Genomic DNA, 13065 nt, shown 5'->3' with positions numbered 1-13065 from the left:
GCAATAGATTTTTTACAAAACCGTGCCGACTTCAGTTCGGGCAAGCAAACATAACTGATATTTTTACTTTTATGTGCCTTCGTCAGTAGTATGGGCCTGTTTTGTTTGTCTTTCTCGTTTCCAAATTGTGATGGCCGCTGGAATCGTGCCTAAAATCAGCAATCCGAGGCATACCCACAGGGGCCAAACAACAGGCTGATTCCACGCTTGACGGCTCTCTGTCCGCTGACTGGCATCAATGCGGAGATACTTGAAGTTTCCACCGCCCAAGGCACTCGGTTTACTGTTCTTCAACCACTGATGCGACAGGCCGAAAACAACAGGGTGATAAACAAAGACCCAAGGCGCGTCTCGTTGTAACAGACGGTTCATTTCGCGAATGCGGGTCAATCGTTCCGGCGAGTTTTCCATGCTTTTCATCGTTTCAAAGAGCCGGTTGTATTCTGGATTATCGTAGTTGGCAGCATTTTCGCCATCGCGTAGGACTTTACTATTCGGACCGTAGAGCAGGAATAAGAAATTTTCTGCGTCCGGATAGTCCGCATGCCATCCCCAAAAGATGATTTGGAAGTTTCCTTTTTTCACTTTATCGCGAAAACGGTTGTAATCGGTGGTGCGACTCTCCATCGTGATGCCGAGCTGCTCTAATTTATTCCGCATCCACGTTAAGCGAGACGTGGCACCTGCCGAATTCCACGTGTTGTCAAAAGAGACAATCAGCGGATTCCCCTTACTATCCTGTCCACCCGGGTAGCCAGCTTCTGCGAGAAGCTGGCGTGCTGCTTCAATGGATTTGCGAACCGGACGGTTGGCACTTCCATCCCAGTCGTATATATATGGATTAATACCGGTCTCACCCGCTTCGTAGCCGAAAATACCAGGGGGCAGTGGACTGTGTGACACAACACCACGTCCATTGAGAAAAATTTCAATATACTCTTCGTAATTCAAGGCGATCGAAATCGCCTGCCGAAGTTTCTGTTTCTCTGGGGTGTACCCACCGACGATATCGTCTAACATATTAAAAGCGAGATAAACAGTCGTCGGTTCTACGCTCGTACGTAGGACAATATGTTTCGCCTTCAATGCCTCACTTTCCTTCGGATCCCCCGTATCATCGAACATAATCGCGCTGTCAAATGTATCTGAGGAGATGCCTGAACTATCGTAATACCCTTGCAAGAACTTATTCCAGCGCGGAATATATTCTTTTTCTAATTTGTAGACGACTTTCGGTATAAACGGGACGGTTTCCCACGCATCGTCAAGAAGTCCAGCATCCCTATCACCGGGTTCCCCACCCGATGGGTAACGCTCAACCCGAAAATTCTCATTCTTGACGAGAACGATCTCCTTGTGTGCAAGGAGCGTTTCTATCCGATAGGCACCTGTTCCGACAGGAAACCTATCAATCGTGATGTTCCGCTCCTTCATAACGGGTTGGCTGTAAAAGTCAATCGCCTCTTTAGGCATCGGTGAAAAGAAAGGCATCGCCAACCAATAGACAAACTGCGGATATTTCGCTTTTAGGATAACTCGATAGGTGTGCCGATCCACAATCTCCACGCCCAGAAAGGGTGCCTCTTCCTGTCCGTTAGCAAGCGCGGCGGAATACGTGTCCATTCCAAGGATATAATCTTTCAACGTGCTAAGAATAGGGCAGGCGAGACGCGGGTCCGCCATCCGTTTGATCTGGTAGACATAATCCGCTGCGATAAGTTCACGCGTCCCTGTCATCGGAAAATCTTTGATCTCGGTAAAACCCTTCACGTCTGCTTTTTTCAAGGCGTGGTACCGCAATATGTCCCTTTCAGTTTTTGCAAAACAGGCGTGCGGCTGATACATGATACCGGGACGGATACGAATTTCATACACAGCGCGCGCGACGGACGCTGCGGGAGCATCTGACGATAGCGGCTTGCCATCAGCATCATAATATTGGGGTTGTGGGACCGCCGCTGCCGTTAGTGGGATCAATTCGTAGGGTCTTTTGAGGTAATGATACCGTAAAGGCGGTTCATAAATTTGCTGGATGAACCTGTATTCGTCTGAGCTGTAGGACACTGCCGGATCGAAGTGCTTCGGTTCTTCACTAAACGTGCTGTAATAGATTTCCGCGTCCTGTTCAGATTTCGGATATGGATTATTCGGCACGCCACAACTCAGAAAAAAAGCGAGTGCCATTAGGACTATGAAACATCTGCTCGAAAGCAATGCCCTAAAATTGATTCTTCGTGCTGTGTTGTGAGGTTTCAATAATTTTATCATTTTCTTGTAGGAATACGCCTTTTTTCGAGGCAAAACGATATTCTAAAACGCATATAGAACTGTCAAGGACACCAGAGGACCGAATTCAAAAGCGTCGCGCTCCTCGTATCTATCATCAAGCAAAGCAGCCGTGTCGTCATAAAGCGTCTCCTGATGTAAGGGCAACATCACCGTCAGAGACAACGGCACATTATAAGGCGTTATAACGGATGCTCCGAAACATGCCATACTGAACCGGAGCCCGGAATTGATGTCCTGTTCGCCTGCCCAATAGGCGAAGGACTGATAAAAGCCGAGATAGCCAGCTTGGAACGAAAGCCAATCGCTGAAACTATAATCCAGACCCCCTGTGTAAGTAACCTCTCTGGAACCACGATAAGCCTTGCTATTTTCATAGAAGGGTAACTTTCCGCGGAGACTGACGTTCGCTCGCAAACCTTTATAGAGGGGCAAACCGTAATGCAGATCAGCGATCGGATTAAAGGTACCAGTCCCAAACTGGATATGGAGATGCTTAAGTCCTGCATCCCCTAACTTCCACGGATCCTCTTCAGTTTTCCCAAGAGGAATCGTCGTTCCGATACGCCCCACAAGGAAATCGTGATCCACGAACACGCCTTGCCTCTGATACCCTAAGAAGATGTCCGTGTCCATAGGTCCCGTGTAAGTTTCATTGCGGTGATGATTGTCCTGATTGTGCGCAATTGCTTTTCGTTGTGCCTCCGTGACAGGGTCAATTTCTTCAATGATTGCCTCTTGAATTTTGGTCTCGTACGGTATATTTGTTTCCAGCATCCACTCGGAATTGAGGCGATATTTCAACCCGATGTCAACGCGAAAAATGTTCAATTTAACATGGTGTCGGTGCAGCGGGACCTCTATCACTTTTCCATCTGCGGAAATCCCTTTTGTTTCGAGGTGTCCGCCCTGTGCGTCAAACCACCGCATCATACTGAAGGAGCCCTGGAATCTCTTCATCTCTCCTGAAGCCAAACTGACTTCACCGATCCCGCCACGTGGAATCGCGGGATTGCTTCAGGCACCTCAACTCTCTTGGGCAAAGCCGAAGGGGAAAAGGATGAATTGAAGGCAGAGTAGGAGACAAAAAATTCGAATCATCATAGGGGATCGCTATCCGTTTCTAAGTTGAGCCATTGCATTTCAGCATCAGAGAGTTCAAGCCCCATTGCACCGAGTGAGGAGTCCATTTCATCTAAAGTCGCGGGTCCAACAATCGGGAAAACTGGAAAAGAAATATTCAAGCAGTATGCGAGGGAGACTTGAATTGGGGAATAGCCGTATTTTTCGCCTAATTTCTTTGCGCGTGTAAGTCTTTCAAAGTTTTCGTCATTGTAATAGACGCGCACCATATCTCCGTTATCCCGATTCTCTGGTGTAAAAGCACCGCTAAAGAAACCTCGCGCTTGCGAAGACCACGGCATCAACGGAAATTGGCTCTCCTGATGCCATGCGCGTGCGGCATCATCAACGCAGACGCACCCACCCCACATCGGTTCCATCGGCACAGCGAGACTGATATTGTTGCTACAGGAGACGAAACCCGCAAGTCCATTTTCCTCGGCATAGGTGTTAGCTTCAGTAATACGCTCCGGTTGCCAGTTAGAGGCAGCAATGGCTCGGATGCGTCCAGCCCCGATCTCTTCGTTCAGATAATCAATAATTGTACGCACCGGAATTACGGGATCATCCCGATGGAGCATGTAAAGATCGATATAATCGGTCCGGAGGCGTGTAATGCTTTCATCAAGATCAGCTTTGAGTTCTTCAGGCGAGAGACGCGGGCGTGGCACTCTACCTTGTGGGTGTCCACCTTTATCAATAAGAAAAACATCGTCTCGGTTCCCACGTTGCCGCATCCAGAGACCGATGAGCATCTCGCTATCGCCACCGCCATAACCGTGTGCTGTGTCGAGGGCATTTCCACCCGCTTCAAAAAATGCGTCGAGCATTTCAGTACTATAGTCAAACCTGGTAGGGGAGAACATCATGCTGCCCAGAATCAGGTGTGAGATGTCTTTGCTAACTCCGGGAATCTTTATGTGTTTCATTAAAAACAGTGTCCTTTTTTAGAGAGGCATACGAGTCATGCCCTTTGGAATTTATTGAATCCTCTGCAAAATACATAAAAATTATAGCAGACTTCTAACTTTAAAATCCACAAGAAAAAGAGAAAACCGCACTCGCCAAGATGCGAAAAGGCGAAAAATAAAACAGTTGACACTTGAGCAATTCCATCCCATATTAAACATGAGAGCGGTATAAAGATGGCAATCGTTCGTTAATTCGCCAGAACCGCTCATTGGACGATCACAGCACATATTTTTCGTAAAATTCGGAAAAAATATGACTTTTACCCTTAACTTTTCCGATTTCGTTTCTATAATATAGTGTAAGAGGGGCTATAAACCAACCTGTAACACGTATCAATGCACGCCTTTTAGTGGAAAGTTAAGGACTTCGTTAGACGCAAAAGGTTCTCTAAGGAGTTTTCACCGATGCGAAAATACAAATACCTCTGGAGATAGTTGTCCATCGTTCTATTCTTTCTTTTGGCGATGCTTGGTTATGCTGTGGGCGCGAAAAACGCGACGCAGATGCCGTGTCGTCAAAGTCCCGAAATCTGTCAACCCAAACCGATCCTCCCGCCGTGTGAATCCATCTGTCCCAATGCGGGGACGAGATAACACGGACTTAGAAACAACCGAAAGGAGTAAGACCATGTTTTTACGAAAATACTGGATCCCGCTGACAGTGTTTCTTGTGCTGATTACCGGTGTCAGTGTCTACTATCTCCAGACCCGACCCCCGAAAGAACCTATAAAGATTTACACACCTGTCGAACCGTTAGAGAAACCGCCCCCGCCGGGTGAGTCTGCCGAGAGCGGACACTGGCACGGCGATGAATGGCACTCGACACCCCATGAAAATGAGATACACGAGGTCTCTGGTGAGGCAACACCGCCCCAGCAGAGCGTTCAAACGCAAACCGTCGGCGGTGGCTATTGGTCAAATGGTGTCTATCACCGCCCCGTTGGCTATGTGCATGCTTACCCGAGCGGACAGACCTCCTCTAACCCGTTTTTTGCTGATGGCGTTCCCGAACACCTCAAATGCCCAGAGAAATGGATCGGCGTTTACGTTTGGGCAAGTGGCGAGTATAGTGAGGTTGACCAGAAAATGAGACAAATTTATCGCGAAGTCGAAGGGAAGTATAACCCGAAGCGTCCGATCCATGAAGTCTGGCCCCGTTTTATTGAAGCTGAACTGTTTTATCAGGCAAATGCCGACATCCCGCCATTAGACCCTGAGAGGGCTCCGCCGGGGAGTTTTGCCGAATTTGCGGCAGCCCCTGAACTCGGTGAAGGTGCGAACAGAATCGATTGGTTGATTCAAAATGCCCTTGATTATCCTGAAGTTACAGAGCTCAGGCACACTGACAGCAGAAGGTACGAAAATGCGTGGCGTATGGAGTTAGGTTTCGATAAGCCCGGTTGGAACGCTGTAGAGCTTCTTGATGGGCGGATATTCTACGAGCGGTCGAACCACCGCTATAAGTTCACATATACCGATGGAGATCAGACCTTCACCTCGACGAGTCAGCATTCGGGGCCTCCGAATGCGCCACTGGTGGAAATCAACCTCAACGAGACCTCAGACGCAGAGTTAGAGGCACTCGGCATAGATTACAGCATTATTCCGTATAGACAGGGAGGGAAATAGCAGATGAAAATCCGTTTTGTTTCTATTTTATTGACACTGCTACTGGCATCGTTTTCAGAGGCGGAGGTGTTACACAAGTGGTTTGAGTCGAATCCGGATCATTCCTATACGTATGCTGGTACGGATGAAGACCTTTTTAACACGTATACGACGAAGGATGCGTCCCGTAGTGAGTCGGAGGGTTCTTGGCAGGTGACAGCATCGGCGACGGCATCGGCAAATGCGCAAGCCCCACTCCCTCGTTCTTGCCACTGCCAACGGAAACCTTTATCCTCAAAATGGACACACGCCTGCCCTTGTTGCGTTCTGAACTGTGATTTCTCTGATGGCTATGATGCCCATGATAAGAGAACCCATCACAAGCAACTGAAAAAAGTAGACGAAAAAACCGAAAACCAAATCGTCCTGAGGCCCTGCAGAAAAACATTGTGGATATGTCAGAATTGTGATAGAATAGATGCCGGCATTTTAGCAATATGGACACACGCATTACACTTTAATAAATTCAAAAATTAAACGATTGAGGTTCAGCAAACAACAATATTATGAGTACTTCCCATCTCAGTTATTTACACACTGCACAAGACATTTTGAAACAGATTGAAGCGACGCAAACCGACGCGATTGCACAAGCCTCCGATATGTGTGCTGAAACAATAGCAGAAGACGGTCTCGTCTACCTATTCGGATCGGGACATTCGCGCATGGCAGTCGAGGAGATGTTCCCGCGTTACGGAAGCTTCCCGGGTTTTTTCCCAATCGTGGAATTAGCCGTTACGTATCACAACCAAGTCGTCGGTTGCAACGGTCAGCGACAGGCACTCTTTTTGGAAAACATCTCAGGATATGCGGAAGTGATCTTACGCAACTTCACCTTCGGTCCTCACGACGCCATGATGGTGTTTTCCAATTCAGGCACGAATATCCTTCCGATTGAAATAGCGATGGGAGCGAAGGCGCGGAATCTACCTGTCATAGCGGTGAGTTCCATCGCACACAGTCGTTCATCTACCTCAAAGCACGCCTCTGGTAAACGGCTTTTTGAAATCGCGGACCTAACGATCGACAACTGCAATCCGCCGGGCGATGCCGTTGTTGACATCCCGAATCTGGCGTATCCGGTCGGACCCACGTCCAGCATTGGCACACTCTCGATTGTCAATGCGATTAAATGTCGAGTCGCTGAATTGCTGACGGAACGCGGGAAACCGCCTGTTGTGTTGACCGGTGCACATTTCATCGGTCCCGAAGAATCCGCAAAACAGATTGAACGGGCTTATGATGATTACAAGGCTCGCGTACATGGCGGTTAGCATGTCCCGATTTTCCCATTGACTTTTCTCGTGTAAAGCCGTATACTTTAAGGAGCATGGAGAAGTGTGAGATTGACTTATTGAGTTCATATCTGCTGGACATTCTGATGCTGAAGACAACCCAAAGAATTGCTGTGATGGGCGGAACATTCAACCCGATTCACTACGCGCATCTGCTGAGTGCTGAACAGGTCCGGGTCGGATTGGGCTACGATAAGATCTTATTTATCCCTTCTGCGAGACCCCCGCATAAGGTCGCAGATACCGATATTATTGAACCCGAACACCGGTATCAGATGGCACTTTTAGCGATTGTTGAGAATCCGCATTTTGAAGTGTCACGGATAGAACTGGAGCGCGCCGGTCCGTCATATACCGTTGAAACGCTAAAGGCTCTACAAAAACTTTACGGAGAGACGACCGAACTCGCATGGATCATCGGTGCAGATTCGCTCATTGAGTATAAAGTCTGGAGAGATTTTGACAAGGTTTTGGCACGGTGTATTATGATTGCAACGACACGCCCGAATTACGACCTAAACCGGGTGCCATTGGAGGTTCGCAAGCGGGTTACGACCTTTCCAATCACGGGTGTGGATATATCTGCTACCGCCATTCGTGAACGGATTTGGAAAGGGCTTTCAATCCGGTATCTCGTACCAGAAACAGTCGAATCTTATATTCAGCGGTATCGGTTGTATCAATAACAGGAAATATCCGTTTAAAATTCATCAGAAAATAAGGATCTACATCATGAAAACGATTCTACTTTGCTTGCTACTTCTTTGTGCAATCACGTTGCCTTTATATGCGCAATCGGAAGGGGATGACACACTCAAAGCAGATGTCCTTGTGATGAAAACCGACCTCAAGAATCTAAAAGAGAATGTCACTGACGGTTTTGACAGGGTTGAAAAGAGTTTTGACAGGGTTGAAAAGAGTTTTGACAGGATTGAAAAGAATTTTGACAGACAAAATAACATCATCATTGCCTGCATCGGTTTACCTTTGGCGATTCTTGCGATAGGCGCAACTGTGTCGGGCATATTGGCACACAGGCGCAGTATCCGAGACAATCTACAACGGGAAGAAATTGAGACGCTCAAAGCAGAAATAGAAACCCTGAAGCAACGCCACATTGTCAGTTCCTGAGGAAACATTCTTAACAGGTTGTGCAATGCTTTCGCGTTGTGTGAAAAGCACTCTTTTGAATATAAGGACCTTAAAAACGTGGAACACACATGCAGTATGTGCGGAACAGCTTACGACTTTGTATGGGAAGTCGGGACCCCTTTACCCAAAAATTTCCCATTCTGTAGTGCACGGTGCAAAGCCGCGGATCTCTCAAAATGGATTAATGAGGAATACGCGATTCGTACCCCGTTGCCGGACACGATTTTGTCTGAGACTGAACGAGAACTGCTTGCTGAATTAGCCGAATTAGGGATTCACATTGACGATGAGAGAGAGTAATTGGACTACGTATACGATCAAATAGACACCACACTTTCAGAACTCCGGGCACACCCGAAGTCGATTGAAATTCAACAGTATCTTTCAGATAAATTGAGCGCGAAACGGCTTCAGCATGTCCTCGCCGTACAAGAGATGGCGGTTGATCTCGCGTGTGTTCATAAAGCGGATGTTTGGCAGGCAAGCCTGGCTGCGCTTTTACATGACAGCGCGAAATGGATGAACGCCCAAGCGTTATATGCGGCAGTACACGCCTATGAAATTCGCCTAGACCCGATTGAAGAGGTAAATCCTTCGCTCCTGCATCCACTTATAGGCGTGAAATTGGCGGTTGAGAAATTCGCTGTAACAGAACTTGAAGTGCTCGAAGCCATTCGCAACCATACAACCGGAAACCCATCCATGGGGGTTATATCACAGGTATTATACGTAGCAGACTTCGCGGAGCCGACACGGACACATAAAGCTGTTCATCTCGTACGGGAGTTAGCGTACATAGACTTGAGGCGTGCCGTTCATCATGTCGCTCGCGCGAAAATTGAACACCTCCTTGATAAAGGTGTAATGATTCATCCAAATACGCTTCATACTTACAACAGCACGTTAGAGAGCGTTAACACTTAAAGGAATTTGCAATGGAAAACGGAAAAAACACATTAGATATGGTAAAAGCCGCCGCTTCGGCAGCGATGAGCCGCCGTGCACAAGATGGTGTTATTCTTGATTTACGTGAACTTGATGGTTTCACGGACTTCTTCGCGATCTTCAGCGGTGTCTCCGACATCCAAGTAGAAGGTATTTCGCAAGCCGTTCTTGAAGAACTTGAAAACAACTGGTCACAGAAACCTTGGCATCAGGAAGGCGCGCGTAAAGCGGATTGGATTCTCTTAGACTACGTTGATTTTGTTGTCCATGTCTTTCTGTCCGAAAGACGTGCTTATTATAACCTTGAACGTTTGTGGGCTGAAGCCGGGCGGATTGAACTGCCAGAGTTAGCAATACCTGTACATGTGGAAGAAGCAGAAGCAGAAGCAGAAGCAGAAGTAGATCCAGACGGCGTGCTGGTCTTTGGAGAACATGGGGAAAGTACGTCGGAATTATAATTGCGTTTTTGGGAAACTCACGCACCTGAAAAGAGGTGCGGGGTATGGCGGATTAATCAACATCTATAAGAAGTACCGTAACGTTATCGGTGCCGCCATAATCAAGTGCCTTGCTGATGAGATTCTCAGATGCCTCTTCAATACCAGAAGCAGACAAGATAATGTCGGCGATCTCGTCATCGTTGATAATTAGGTCATGCAAACCATCGGTACAGGCGAGGACAATATCACCGGGGACAAGCGGATATGCATCTGCATTGACGCTAACCTCTGGCTTCAAACCGATAGCTTGTGTAATGATGTTCCGTTTTTCATGGACGCGCCCCTCTTCTGGTGTTATTTCACCTTTTTCGACCATTTTTTGAACGAAGGAGTCGTCTGTCGTTATCTGTGTGAATGTTTCATCGCGTAGGACATAGAGTCTACTATCGCCGACGTGCACGTACGCGAGATAACTAAAGGTAACAAAACCCGCAATGAGGGTTGTGCCCATGCCGCGACCTTTGCCTTGACTCTCGGCGGAAGTATAGATACGCTCGTTCGCTGCCTCCGCAAGTTCGCTGAGAACACCGAGTCGTTTCATGGGACCTAAGTCGCTCTGTGGAGATGCTTGGGTTTCCGCCCACTCCTGAATAACTTCAAGAGCAATGCGACTCGCGATGTCGCCGCGTTCGTGTCCACTCATACCATCGGCGATAGCAAACAGTTGAAGCTGCGTATCAAAATAGTATAAGTCTTCGTTCCTATCGCGAAGTTTACCTGTATCCGTTCTGACTGCAAATTGCATTTTCTTTTTTTTTTGTCCGGATCGCTTGTGGTTAAGAATACAAAAGGCTTATTGCGCGCTATGTTCAGGAAGGTGCCGAATTCATTCAGAGTGACCACTTAGCTTTTTGGAAATGTAGACTAAATGGTAAAACGATATAAGTTGGATTTCGGTTTCAAAATTCGCATCCAATAAGAAATAACATGGATATAAAAAACCTGTCTATGCCGCCAAAGCACCATTTTTTCGGGTACTACGGCATTAATCCTTGGGATAGCACAACGCGGTATCATCTTGCATTAGAGACAGATTTTCATACACATCGTCCTATGCCAGAAGACGTGGCAACAGTCGGATGGGTTGATCGGAACACGCATCAATTTATTCCGCACGCGAAGACCACCGCTTTTAACCTCCAACAGGGTAGCATGATGCATTGGATAGACGCTACCGCTGCTGCAGAATTTACGTTTAACGACTGGGAGGATGACGCGCTGGTATCGCGTGCCTTAAATCCAACTACGGGTGATGTGCGTACGATAAAAGGGGCGATTGCTGCCGTGTCGCCTACCGCACCGCTTGCGATTGGGTTAAACTATGGACGGATGGCACACTGTCGAGCCGTCGTCGGCTACGCTACCCACAGCAAACCAAGTGACATTGAGGCACAACCGGAGACAGACGGTTTATATCAACTTAACCTCCGAGATGGAAGTTCTAAACTTGTCCTCTCTATCGCCGATGTTATACGAGCAAGTGGTGACGCACGGATGGTCGGGAAACGGACCTGGTTCAATCATGTTTTATTTAATACAGATGGCACGCGCCTCCTATTTTTTTGCCGAGTGCGTGCGGAAACAGGGTTCTACACCTCACTCTGGACGGTGAACCCTGATGGCTCTGATTTGGAAATGCAAATTCCGTTCGGGTATCGCGTGTCACATTTCGATTGGCGGACACCGACGCGGATTCTTGTCTCTTCAGATATTGTTGATGAGATGGGGTTCGTTGAATTTACAGATGGGGCACGTGACTTCAGACCTATCGGACGCGGTGTGTTACCTCACGATGGACACGCCTCATTTTCACCCGATTGGCAGTGGCTGTTGTGCGATACATATCCACGAGGTCCCGAACGGTTAGCACAATTGATGGTTTACAATATCGCTGAAAATCGGAAGATTGTCTTGGGTGAGTTCCATCATGAAGCGCAATTTACTGGAGACATCCGATGTGATTTACACCCGCGTTGGGCACCAGACGGACAAGCAATTACTTTCGATTCAGTTCATGAAGGCTCCCGACAAATTTATTTTCTCGAGTTACCGGTGTCAGTGAAGTAAGACCAGAGGATTCTGATGTTATTAGAAGAGCATTCTGAAAAAGATATTGGACGATTGCCGAGTATTGTGTCACGCGCGATTGCTGATATTAATGAGCACCGCGAGACAGTCGTTTTGACAACAGGACCTGCTTGGAAGGCAGTCGAAGGCGTCGCTATAAATCCACATCAACTTCTCTACGTTGACGGAAACACGGAGGCAACTATGGCTGCGTTTGCCGACGGATGCGAAGGTGAAGTGGTTTACGGAATCGGTGGTGGCCTGGCAATTGACACCGCTAAGTACGTTGCCTCTGCAAACGAATTGCCTCTCATCGCGGTCCCGACGATTTTGTCAACAGATGCTTTCCTCACCGATGCAACAGGTGTCAGAGAAAACGGATGTGTCCATTATCTACCTACAAAGACACCTGATACTGTTATCGTAGATATGGATATGCTCTGCAACGCTCCCGCTGCAATGCGAGCGAGTGGCGCAGCGGATGTGCTCTCAATCGCAACAGCACTCTGGGATTGGCAAGAAGCGGAGAAGATGGGTGAGAATCCATCTGATCAACAAATTACGCCGCAGACAGTTGCTATTGGGGAGACCCTCCTCCAAACGCTCTTGGAAAACGCACGGGAGATCGGCAACGGTACACCTGAAGGATTGAAACTTCTACTCGACCTGCTCTGTATGGAGGTGCAGCTTTGTAATCTATGCGGACATAGTCGCGTTGAAGAGGGAAGCGAACACTATTTTACTTACGCACTTGAGAAGCACTTAACATCTGCAGGCAGTGGCGATCTTTTACACGGTGAATTGGTAGGGCTTGGTATTTTACTCATGGCTGCGTTGCAATCGCAACCGTGGAGGCAGTATCGTCATGCATTAGAATGTTTGCAGATTAACTATCGTCCGTCAGCTGTCGCCCGTGAGGCAATTGTTGATACGCTTATCAATTTGTCCGACTACGTCGCGCAACACCAGCTCCCGTACACCGTCGCGACAACGCTACGGATTACGCCTGATATAGCCGAACGAACGATACAAACAGTACTGGATTTACCCTGAGGACT

At 47.8% G+C, this 13065-nt stretch carries 15 protein-coding genes; 11 read left to right on the top strand and 4 right to left on the bottom strand.

The annotated features are described in order from the left end of the window. Nucleotides 1-69 precede the first annotated feature (69 nt). The 3 genes from OXH00_13465 to OXH00_13455 all read right to left on the bottom strand — a co-directional run bounded on the left by OXH00_13465 (nt 70) and on the right by OXH00_13455 (nt 4337). Nucleotides 70-2184 carry an ABC transporter substrate-binding protein gene (locus OXH00_13465; protein MCY3742018.1) on the bottom strand — a complete coding sequence of 705 codons (2115 nt, stop codon included), beginning with the start codon at nt 2182-2184 and terminating at the stop codon, nt 70-72. Between the two features lie 126 nt (nt 2185-2310). Continuing rightward, nucleotides 2311-3246, bottom strand: coding sequence for a hypothetical protein (locus OXH00_13460; GenBank protein MCY3742017.1), 936 nt, complete (start codon nt 3244-3246; stop codon nt 2311-2313). Between the two features lie 140 nt (nt 3247-3386). Next, entirely contained in the window at nt 3387-4337 is a 951-nt protein-coding gene (locus OXH00_13455) for an aldo/keto reductase (protein ID MCY3742016.1), read from the bottom strand. 477 nt (nt 4338-4814) lie between these two features. Between OXH00_13455 and OXH00_13450 the strand changes: the two genes are divergently transcribed. From OXH00_13450 to rsfS, 9 genes are all read left to right on the top strand, one after another. Further along, nucleotides 4815-4973, top strand: a complete 159-nt coding sequence (locus tag OXH00_13450; protein ID MCY3742015.1) for a hypothetical protein — start codon at nt 4815-4817, stop codon at nt 4971-4973. Between the two features lie 34 nt (nt 4974-5007). After that, nucleotides 5008-6009 (top strand): hypothetical protein, encoded by a 1002-nt coding sequence (locus OXH00_13445; GenBank protein ID MCY3742014.1) that lies wholly within the window; start codon nt 5008-5010, stop codon nt 6007-6009. A gap of 3 nt (nt 6010-6012) precedes the next feature. Next, on the top strand, nt 6013-6525 hold the full coding sequence (locus OXH00_13440; GenBank protein MCY3742013.1) for a hypothetical protein: 513 nt from the start codon (nt 6013-6015) through the stop codon (nt 6523-6525). Between the two features lie 29 nt (nt 6526-6554). Next, nucleotides 6555-7322 carry an SIS domain-containing protein gene (locus tag OXH00_13435; protein MCY3742012.1) on the top strand — a complete coding sequence of 256 codons (768 nt, stop codon included), beginning with the start codon at nt 6555-6557 and terminating at the stop codon, nt 7320-7322. 107 nt (nt 7323-7429) lie between these two features. After that, nucleotides 7430-8029: a nicotinate-nucleotide adenylyltransferase gene (gene nadD, locus OXH00_13430; GenBank protein ID MCY3742011.1), complete on the top strand. Its 600-nt coding sequence runs from the start codon at nt 7430-7432 to the stop codon at nt 8027-8029. A 46-nt stretch (nt 8030-8075) separates the two neighbouring features. Next, nucleotides 8076-8474 carry a hypothetical protein gene (locus tag OXH00_13425; protein MCY3742010.1) on the top strand — a complete coding sequence of 133 codons (399 nt, stop codon included), beginning with the start codon at nt 8076-8078 and terminating at the stop codon, nt 8472-8474. Nucleotides 8475-8552: 78 nt separating this feature from the next. Continuing rightward, a complete protein-coding gene (gene yacG, locus OXH00_13420) occupies nt 8553-8795 on the top strand; it encodes a DNA gyrase inhibitor YacG (GenBank protein MCY3742009.1) in 243 nt (80 codons plus the stop codon). Beyond that, complete coding sequence (gene yqeK, locus OXH00_13415) at nt 8796-9419, top strand: bis(5'-nucleosyl)-tetraphosphatase (symmetrical) YqeK (GenBank protein MCY3742008.1); 624 nt, start codon at nt 8796-8798, stop codon at nt 9417-9419. A gap of 11 nt (nt 9420-9430) precedes the next feature. Further along, nucleotides 9431-9898: a ribosome silencing factor gene (rsfS, locus tag OXH00_13410; GenBank protein MCY3742007.1), complete on the top strand. Its 468-nt coding sequence runs from the start codon at nt 9431-9433 to the stop codon at nt 9896-9898. Nucleotides 9899-9950: 52 nt separating this feature from the next. Here the strand turns inward: rsfS and OXH00_13405 are convergent, their stop codons facing one another. Beyond that, nucleotides 9951-10685 carry a Stp1/IreP family PP2C-type Ser/Thr phosphatase gene (locus OXH00_13405; GenBank protein MCY3742006.1) on the bottom strand — a complete coding sequence of 245 codons (735 nt, stop codon included), beginning with the start codon at nt 10683-10685 and terminating at the stop codon, nt 9951-9953. Between the two features lie 182 nt (nt 10686-10867). On the opposite strand from OXH00_13405, the gene OXH00_13400 reads away from it, so the two are divergent. Both OXH00_13400 and OXH00_13395 read left to right on the top strand, forming a co-directional pair. After that, the gene (locus OXH00_13400; GenBank protein MCY3742005.1) at nt 10868-12007 is read left to right on the top strand and encodes a hypothetical protein; all 1140 of its coding nucleotides are present in this window, start codon (nt 10868-10870) and stop codon (nt 12005-12007) included. 15 nt (nt 12008-12022) lie between these two features. Beyond that, a complete protein-coding gene (locus OXH00_13395) occupies nt 12023-13060 on the top strand; it encodes an iron-containing alcohol dehydrogenase (protein ID MCY3742004.1) in 1038 nt (345 codons plus the stop codon). Nucleotides 13061-13065: the final 5 nt, after the last annotated feature.

This window comes from Candidatus Poribacteria bacterium (assembly GCA_026706025.1).
Classification (GTDB): domain Bacteria; phylum Poribacteria; class WGA-4E; order WGA-4E; family WGA-3G; genus WGA-3G.
The sequence above is the reverse complement of the archived record's forward strand: the minus strand, read 5'-3'. Positions and strand labels throughout refer to the sequence as shown.

Excerpts from the sequence above, each read along its gene's own strand:
- OXH00_13465 (MCY3742018.1), bottom strand. The coding sequence starts at position 2,184 with ATGGCACTCGCTTTTTTTCTGAGTTGTGGCGTGCCGAATAATCCATAT.
- OXH00_13460 (MCY3742017.1), bottom strand. The coding sequence starts at position 3,246 with ATGAAGAGATTCCAGGGCTCCTTCAGTATGATGCGGTGGTTTGACGCA.
- OXH00_13455 (MCY3742016.1), bottom strand. The coding sequence starts at position 4,337 with ATGAAACACATAAAGATTCCCGGAGTTAGCAAAGACATCTCACACCTG.
- OXH00_13445 (MCY3742014.1), top strand. The coding sequence starts at position 5,008 with ATGTTTTTACGAAAATACTGGATCCCGCTGACAGTGTTTCTTGTGCTG.
- OXH00_13440 (MCY3742013.1), top strand. The coding sequence starts at position 6,013 with ATGAAAATCCGTTTTGTTTCTATTTTATTGACACTGCTACTGGCATCG.
- OXH00_13435 (MCY3742012.1), top strand. The coding sequence starts at position 6,555 with ATGAGTACTTCCCATCTCAGTTATTTACACACTGCACAAGACATTTTG.
- nadD (MCY3742011.1), top strand. The coding sequence starts at position 7,430 with ATGCTGAAGACAACCCAAAGAATTGCTGTGATGGGCGGAACATTCAAC.
- OXH00_13425 (MCY3742010.1), top strand. The coding sequence starts at position 8,076 with ATGAAAACGATTCTACTTTGCTTGCTACTTCTTTGTGCAATCACGTTG.
- rsfS (MCY3742007.1), top strand. The coding sequence starts at position 9,431 with ATGGAAAACGGAAAAAACACATTAGATATGGTAAAAGCCGCCGCTTCG.
- OXH00_13405 (MCY3742006.1), bottom strand. The coding sequence starts at position 10,685 with ATGCAATTTGCAGTCAGAACGGATACAGGTAAACTTCGCGATAGGAAC.
- OXH00_13400 (MCY3742005.1), top strand. The coding sequence starts at position 10,868 with ATGGATATAAAAAACCTGTCTATGCCGCCAAAGCACCATTTTTTCGGG.
- OXH00_13395 (MCY3742004.1), top strand. The coding sequence starts at position 12,023 with ATGTTATTAGAAGAGCATTCTGAAAAAGATATTGGACGATTGCCGAGT.